This is a genomic window from Falsiroseomonas oryzae (assembly GCF_027856955.1).
Taxonomy (GTDB): domain Bacteria; phylum Pseudomonadota; class Alphaproteobacteria; order Acetobacterales; family Acetobacteraceae; genus Falsiroseomonas; species Falsiroseomonas oryzae.
Genome location: NZ_JAPSMD010000285.1, coordinates 1 through 7069 on the forward strand (window position 1 = coordinate 1; position 7069 = coordinate 7069).

Consider the following 7069-nt stretch of genomic DNA (forward strand, 5'->3'; position numbering starts at 1 on the left):
CGCCCGCCGGCTCGACGCCCGCCGCGGAGGAGGCTGCGGCGGGCGCAGCGCTCAGCGCGCGGTCGCGCCCTGCCGCAGCCGGGCCATCGCGTCGCCCAGGCTGAAGCTGCCGGGCGCCTGGCGCGGTGGGAAGTCGCGGAAGGTCGCGAGGAAGCGGCCGACATATTGCTGCGCCGGGACGAAGGCGAAGGCGCGCTCCACGCGCCAGCGGCCGTAGTCGAAGCTCTCGTCCGCGCGCTCGAAGGGATCGGAGCGCAGGTTGAACAGCATCGGCATGCGCAGCGGCGTGAAGCTTCGCTCCCAGACGCGCAGGCCGGTGTTCTCCTGGATCAGGAAGTGGATCTTCCAGTTGCCGTAGCGCAGCGCGGCGAGGTCGCCGTCGTCGGTGAAGTAGAACATCTCCTGCCGCGCACCGGGGCCGGCGCCGGTCAGCAGGGGCAGCTGGTTGTAGCCGTCGAGATGCACCTTGTAGGTGCGGGTGCCGACGCGATGCCCGTCCAGCAGCTTCTGCTTGATGTCCGCGTCACCGGCGGCAGCCACCAGCGTCGGCAGCCAGTCCTGGTGTGAGAAGATGTCGTTGATCACCTGGCCGGGCTGGATGCGCCCGGGCCAGCGGATCGCCATCGGCACGCGGAAGCCGCCTTCCCAGGCGGTCGCCTTCTCGCCGCGGAAGGGCGTGTTGCCGCCATCGGGCCAGGACATGATCTCGGCGCCGTTGTCGGTGCTGTAGAGCACGATGGTGTTCTGCGTGATGCCGAGGTCGTCGAGCTTCTTGAGCAGCTGCCCGACATGGCCGTCATGCTCGACCATGCCGTCGGCATAGATCCCGAGCCCGGTGACGCCGCGCGACGATTCCTTGAGCCGCGTCCAGATGTGCATGCGCGTCGAGTTGAACCAGGTGAAGAAGGGCCGGTTCGCGGCATGCGCGCGGTCGATGAAGTCGAGCGCGCCGGCCAGGAATTCCTCGTCCACCGTCTCCATCCGCTTCATGGTGAGCGGGCCGGTGTTCTCGATGCGCTGGGTGCCGTCGGGGTTGGCCCAGGACTTCAGCACGCCGCGCGGGGCGAATTGCCGGCGGAATTCCGGACTGCGCGGGTAGTCGGGATTCTCCGGCTCGTCCTCGGCGTTGAGGTGGTAGAGGCTGCCGAAGAACTCGTCGAAGCCATGCATCGTCGGCAGGTGCTCGTCGCGGTCGCCGAGGTGGTTCTTGCCGAACTGGCCCGTCGCATAGCCCATCGCCTTGAGCAGCACGGCGATGGTCGGGTCCTCTGCCCGCATGCCCTCGGCGGCGCCGGGCAGGCCGACCTTGGACAGGCCGGTACGGATCGGGCTCTGGCCGGTGATGAAGGCGGAGCGGCCGGCGGTGCAGGAATTCTCGGCATAGGCGTCGGTGAACATCGCGCCCTCACGCGCGATGCGGTCGATGTTGGGCGTGCGATAGCCCATCATCCCCATGTTGTAGGCGGAGATGTTGGACCAGCCGACATCGTCGCCGAAGATCACCAGGATGTTCGGCCGGCGACCCGGGGCGCCCGCCGGCGCGGCCGGGGCCGGGGCCTGGGCCTGGGCCTGGGCCTGAGCGGGCAGTATCCCGGGCAGCGTGCCCGTCGCGAGCCCTGCAGCGCTGCCCAGCAGCATCGTGCGGCGCGATGCGCGCGTGTCGTCCCTGGTCATCGGCTTCATCCTTCCTGGATCATGGCGGGTTCGCGGACCACGCAGCGGAACCCGATATGGCTCATGCCGGTGTCCACCATCTGCGCGTGCCGCGCCGCCGGCCGGTAGCGCCGGCAGTAGGAGGGTGCGCAAAGGAAGCTGCCGCCCTTCACCACCTTGCGCGGGATGCGGATGCGCGGCTGGGCCGGGTCGTAGCTGGCCTCCGCCGCCGGGCCGCGCGGGTCGAGCGGCGCGCAGCAGGGTTTCCCCGGATCGGCCTGGTGCCGCGCGGACCACCAGTCCGCGGTCCATTGCCAGACATTGCCGGCCATGTCGTGCAGGCCGTAGCCGTTGGGCGGGAAGCTGCCGGCCGGCGAGGTGCGCTCGAACCCGTCCGTGCTGAAGTTCCGCCAGGGAAACGGCCCCTGCCAGGTATTGGCCATGTGGACGCCGCCCGGCGCCAGCTCGTCGCCCCAGACGAACTCGGCGCCATCGAGCCCGCCGCGGGCAGCGAATTCCCACTCCGCCTCGGTCGGCAGCGCCTTGCCGGCCCAGCGCGCATAGGCCTCGGCATCCTCGTAGGCGACCTGCACGACCGGATGTTCCTCCCGGCCCGCCAGGTCGCTGCCCGGCCCTTCGGGGTGTCGCCACTGTGCGCCCGGTGTCCAGTGCCACCAGTGCGTCATGTCGCGCGTGTCCACCGGCCCGTCCGTCATGCGGAAGACCAGGGCGCCGGGCACCAGCATGGCGGAGTCCGCGCCGGGATAGGCGGCGGGGTCGAGCGGGCGTTCGGCGACGGTGACATAGCCGGTGGCCGCGACGAAGGCGGCGAACTGCCGGTTGGTGACGGTGGTGATGTCCATCAGGAAGGGGCTGACCGTCACCGGATGCGCTGGCCGCTCCTCGGGGTAGTGGTGGTCGGAGCCCATCCGGAACCGGCCGCCGGGGATCCTCACCATCCCGGCAGGCGCCGGCGCCACAGCGGTCTGACTCGTCCTCGCGGCCCGCATGGCGGTGCTGGCGTCCCCCCTTGTCGCCGCCAAGGTTGCCAGCGGCCGGCGGATCGCCGCCAATACCGGTTGCGCAATCTTTGCTTGCCAGCGGGGTTATATGCTCGAGGTCCGGGACTTGCGGCTCGTGCAGGCCATCGCCGAGGGCCGGAGCCTGGTACGCGCCTCACGCGCCCTGGGCGTCAGCCAGCCGGCGCTGACCCGCAGCCTGGCCGCGCTGGAGGCGAAGCTGCGCGGACAGCTGTTCGAACGCAGCCGCCAGGGCGTGATCCCGACCAATCTCGGCCGTGCCGTGCTGGCCGAGGCGGCCGACATCCTGGCGCGGCTGGAGCGTCTGGACAGTGCGGTCGCGGAGGTGCGGGGCGGGCAGGTGCGCGAGCTGCGCATCGCGGCCGGCAACTATGTCGGCGAGACGATCGGCTATCGCGTCGCGGCGCAGATGCTGTCGCTCTACCCGACGACGCGTCTGCGGCTGCTCTCGGGCGACTGGGCGGACGTGCCGCGCGCCCTGCATGCGCGCGAGGCAGCGCTCGGGCTGATGGACCTGCGCGGCTTCGAGGGCGATGCGGGGCTGGAGGTGGAGCCGCTGCGGCCGCAGCCTGGCGTCTTCCTCGTGCGGCGCGACCACCCGCTGTCGCGGGCCGGTGCAATCACGCTGCCCGATATCCTGGCGTTCCCGCTGATCTTCCTCAGCCGCGTGCCGCAGCCCGTGCAGGGGCCGATGGCCGTGGCGCGCGAGGCGGCACGCGCGGCCCGCTCGGCACATCCGGCCTTCCCGGCGATGACCATCGATAGTCCGACCGTCGCGGTGGCGCTGTTGCGGAGTTGCGACGCGGTGGTGCCGGCGACGCTTCCGATCGCCGGCGCCGCGCTGCGCGCCGGGGAGGTCGTGGCCCTGCGCTGGCGCGCGCCTTGGGTGTCGCTGCATGCCGGCGTGGTGCGCCTGCGCGGCCGCCCGCTGGGGGAGGCGGAGCAGGGCTTCCTGGACCTGCTGCGCGACGCAGACCGCGAGATCGAGCGGGAAAGCCAGGCCTGGCTGGCGGAGCTCGGCCTGTCGCCCGATTGCGGTTGAGGGGGACCGGCTGGCCGGCCCCCCCTCGCCAGCTCAGTAGCGGTACTGCTCGGCCTTGAAGGGCCCCTGCTCCGGCACGCCGATGTAGCCGGCCTGCTGCTGCGTCAGCTTGGTCAGCGTGGCACCGACCTTGGCCAGGTGCAGCGCCGCCACCTTCTCGTCCAGGTGCTTCGGCAGGGTGTAGACCTTCTTCTCGTACTTGCCCGGGTTGGTCCACAGCTCGATCTGCGCCAGCGTCTGGTTGGTGAAGGACGCCGACATCACGAAGGACGGATGCCCCGTCGCGTTGCCGAGGTTCACCAGGCGGCCTTCGGACAGCAGGATGATCCGCTTGCCGTTCGGGAACTCGATCTCGTCCACCTGCGGCTTCACGTTGTCCCACTTGAAGTTCCGCAGGCCGGCGACCTGGATCTCAGAGTCGAAGTGGCCGATGTTGCACACGATGGCGCGGTGCTTCATCGCGCGCATGTGGTCCACGGTGATGACGTCCACGTTGCCGGTGGCCGTGACGAAGATGTCGGCCTTCGGCGCGGCCTGCTCCATCGTCACGACCTCGTAGCCCTCCATCGCCGCCTGCAGCGCGCAGATCGGGTCGATCTCGCTGACCATCACGCGGCAGCCGGCGTTGCGCAGACTGGCGGCGCTGCCCTTGCCGACGTCGCCGAAGCCGCAGACCATCGCGATCTTGCCGGCCATCATCACGTCGGTGCCGCGACGGATCGCGTCCACCAGCGACTCACGGCAGCCATAGAGGTTGTCGAACTTCGACTTGGTGACGCTGTCGTTGACGTTGATGGCGGGGAACAGCAGGCGGCCTTCCTTCGCCATGACGTACAGCCGGTGCACGCCCGTCGTCGTCTCCTCCGACACGCCGACGATGTTCTTCGCCAGCTGCGCGAACCAGCCCGGCTTGGCCTTCAGGCAGTCCTTGATGAGGGCGAAGAAGACCTCCTCCTCCTCATTGGTCGGCTTGTCGAGGAAGGCGGTGTCGCCCTGCTCGGCGCGCAGGCCGTAGTGGACCAGCAGCGTCATGTCGCCGCCGTCGTCGAGCAGGACGTTCGGCGTGCCGCCATCCGCCCATTCCAGGGTGCGCTTCACGTATTCCCAGTATTCCGGCAGCGTCTCGCCCTTCACCGCGAACACCGGCGTGCCGCTGGCGGCGATCGCGGCCGCGGCGTGGTCCTGCGTGGAGAAGATGTTGCAGGAGGACCAGCGGACGTCGGCGCCGAGGTGCTTCAGCGTCTCGATCAGCACGGCGGTCTGGATGGTCATGTGCAGGCAGCCGGCGACGCGCGCGCCCTTCAGCGGCTTCCTGTCGCCGTATTCCGCGCGCACCGCCATCAGGCCGGGCATCTCGTCCTCGGCCATGGCGATCTCCTTCCGGCCCCAGCCGGCGAGGGAGATGTCCTTCACGACGTAATCATGGGCGGTCATGCGCTACGGTCCTGCTGTCTGGTCGGCGGCCGGGTAGCACGGGGGACCGGCAAGGCCAAGGGCTTATGCACGAGGCATAAGGATATCTTTATGCCTGACGTGAGACCTTTCCTCACTTGGCAGCACTGCCGCGCCGCACCATCCTCTCGACCTTGCCCCGCCGTCCTGGATCGCACCCGCCCCGGATGACCTCCCCCGTTGCCGCGCCGAGGCGCCTGCTGCGAGCGCCCGACACGCTCCGTGTCGCTGAGCATCTTCGTGCCACGGGCGCAACCGTCCGCCAGCTGCTGGCCGAGTTCCGGGAGGCGCGCCGCCGCAGCCCGGCCCCGCCGCGCGCTCCGGCCGAAGGGGAGCTGCGCATCGCCTCCTGGAACCTGCACAAATGCGTCGGCACGGACGGGCGCTTCGACCCGCACCGGTCGGTGGCGGTGATCGCCGAACTCGGCGCCGACCTGATCGCCCTGCAGGAGGCCGACCGGCGCTTCGGGCGGCGCGTCGGGCTGCTGGACGAGAAGCTGCTGGAGAAGCAGGCCGGCTTGGTGCCGCTGCCGGTCTCCATGCTGCCGGACGGGCATGGCTGGCACGGCAACGCCATCCTGGCCCGGCCGGGTACGAAGGCGCGGCTGCGCCGCCTGGCGCTGCCAGGGGCCGAGCCGCGCGGCGCGGTGGTGGCCGACCTCGAGCTGCGGCACGGGCCGTTGCGGGTGGTGGCGGCGCATTTCGGCCTGCTACCGCGCTGCCGCAAGCGCCAGTCCGCCGCCATCCTGGCCGCCCTGCAGGACGCCGAGCCGATGCCGACCGTGCTCTGCGGCGACCTGAACGAGTGGAATCCGGGGGAGCGATCCTCCCTGCGGGCGCTGGCGCCCTTCTTCGGCACGGTCAATGGCGGCCCGCCCAGCTTCCCGACCCGCATGCCGGTGCTGCCGCTGGACCGCATCATGGCGTGGCCACAGGCGCTGGTGACCGATGTCGAGGTGCATGACAGCCCGCTGGCGCGCATCGCCTCCGACCACCTGCCGCTCACCGCCCGGCTGCACCTCGCCGCCATCGCCGACGCCTTCGCCGAGGCGCGCGCGGCGGCGTGATTCGGGCGGGTGGGCGCGCAGGCCCACCTGATGCAGGCGGACCGGGGCGCCCGGCGCCGGCGCGAACCCATCCGCGCGCCGTTCGTTCGCACGCAGGACAGGGAGCGGAATGTCGCAGCTTCTCGCCCGTCCCTCCGGCCAGTCGGCGGCCGCTGCGTCCGCGCCTGCGACGCGGCTGGAGCGCGCGGTGCAGGCGGCGCTGGCCAGCCTCGGGCTGCGCGGGCCCGGCGAACACCGGCAGGGCGGCGTGGCGGTACTGTGCCGCGCCGCCGACGCCTTCGCCATCCGCGCCGCCAGCGCACGCGCCGCGGGGCGCAGCCTCGACCTGCAGTACTACGTCTGGCGCGGCGACCTGACCGGGCGGCTGCTGGCGCGCGAGGTGCTGGCGGCAGCGGACCGGGGCGTGGTCGTGCGCATGCTGCTGGACGACGTCTTCGCCATCGGTCACCAGCGCACGCTGGCCGTGCTGGACACCCACGCCAACATCGAGGTGCGGCTGTTCAACGGCACGCGCTGGCAGCGCTTCGGGCGGCTGGGCTACCTGTTGGAATTCGCCTTCGGCGGCTGGCACCTGAACCGCCGGATGCACAACAAGAACTGGATCGCCGATGGAAAGCTGGCCGTGGTGGGCGGGCGGAACATCGGCAACGAGTATTTCGGCCTGGATTCCGACGGCAACATCAACTTCCGCGACCTGGACCTCGCGCTGGCCGGCGCCCCGGCGGAAGGCGCCTGCGCGGTGTTCGAACGCTACTGGGCCAGCCCGCTGGCGCGCCCGGCGGCGCTGGTCAGCGCGGCGAGCGGGGCGCGCGGCG

Annotated in this window: 6 protein-coding genes; 3 read left to right on the plus strand and 3 right to left on the minus strand. The window is 71.2% G+C overall.

The window, feature by feature from the left end; translation table 11 throughout:
- Positions 1–51: 51 nt before the first annotated feature.
- On the minus strand, positions 52–1674 hold the full coding sequence (locus OZN99_RS21730) for an arylsulfatase (RefSeq protein ID WP_270937346.1): 1623 nt from the start codon (positions 1672–1674) through the stop codon (positions 52–54).
- Positions 1675–1679: 5 nt separating this feature from the next.
- Entirely contained in the window at positions 1680–2612 is a 933-nt protein-coding gene (locus tag OZN99_RS21735; protein ID WP_270937347.1) for a formylglycine-generating enzyme family protein, read from the minus strand.
- Positions 2613–2763: 151 nt separating this feature from the next.
- Here OZN99_RS21735 and OZN99_RS21740 point away from each other — a divergent pair, with 151 nt between their 5' ends.
- Entirely contained in the window at positions 2764–3735 is a 972-nt protein-coding gene (locus tag OZN99_RS21740) for a LysR family transcriptional regulator (RefSeq protein ID WP_270937348.1), read from the plus strand.
- 33 nt (positions 3736–3768) lie between these two features.
- Here the strand turns inward: OZN99_RS21740 and ahcY are convergent, their stop codons facing one another.
- The gene (gene ahcY / locus OZN99_RS21745; protein ID WP_270937349.1) at positions 3769–5169 is read right to left on the minus strand and encodes an adenosylhomocysteinase; all 1401 of its coding nucleotides are present in this window, start codon (positions 5167–5169) and stop codon (positions 3769–3771) included.
- A gap of 185 nt (positions 5170–5354) precedes the next feature.
- Here ahcY and OZN99_RS21750 point away from each other — a divergent pair, with 185 nt between their 5' ends.
- Both OZN99_RS21750 and OZN99_RS21755 read left to right on the plus strand, forming a co-directional pair.
- Complete coding sequence (locus tag OZN99_RS21750) at positions 5355–6254, plus strand: endonuclease/exonuclease/phosphatase family protein (RefSeq protein ID WP_270937350.1); 900 nt, start codon at positions 5355–5357, stop codon at positions 6252–6254.
- Between the two features lie 109 nt (positions 6255–6363).
- Positions 6364–7069, plus strand: a 706-nt coding sequence (locus OZN99_RS21755) for a phospholipase D-like domain-containing protein (RefSeq protein WP_270937351.1), incomplete at its 3' end; no start/stop codon positions are given.

Bases quoted from the DNA above. Each gene is read 5' to 3' on its own strand.
- OZN99_RS21740 (WP_270937348.1), top strand. From the start codon at position 2,764: ATGCTCGAGGTCCGGGACTTGCGGCTCGTGCAGGCCATCGCCGAGGGC.
- OZN99_RS21750 (WP_270937350.1), top strand. From the start codon at position 5,355: ATGACCTCCCCCGTTGCCGCGCCGAGGCGCCTGCTGCGAGCGCCCGAC.
- OZN99_RS21730 (WP_270937346.1), bottom strand. From the start codon at position 1,674: ATGACCAGGGACGACACGCGCGCATCGCGCCGCACGATGCTGCTGGGC.
- ahcY (WP_270937349.1), bottom strand. From the start codon at position 5,169: ATGACCGCCCATGATTACGTCGTGAAGGACATCTCCCTCGCCGGCTGG.
- OZN99_RS21735 (WP_270937347.1), bottom strand. From the start codon at position 2,612: ATGGTGAGGATCCCCGGCGGCCGGTTCCGGATGGGCTCCGACCACCAC.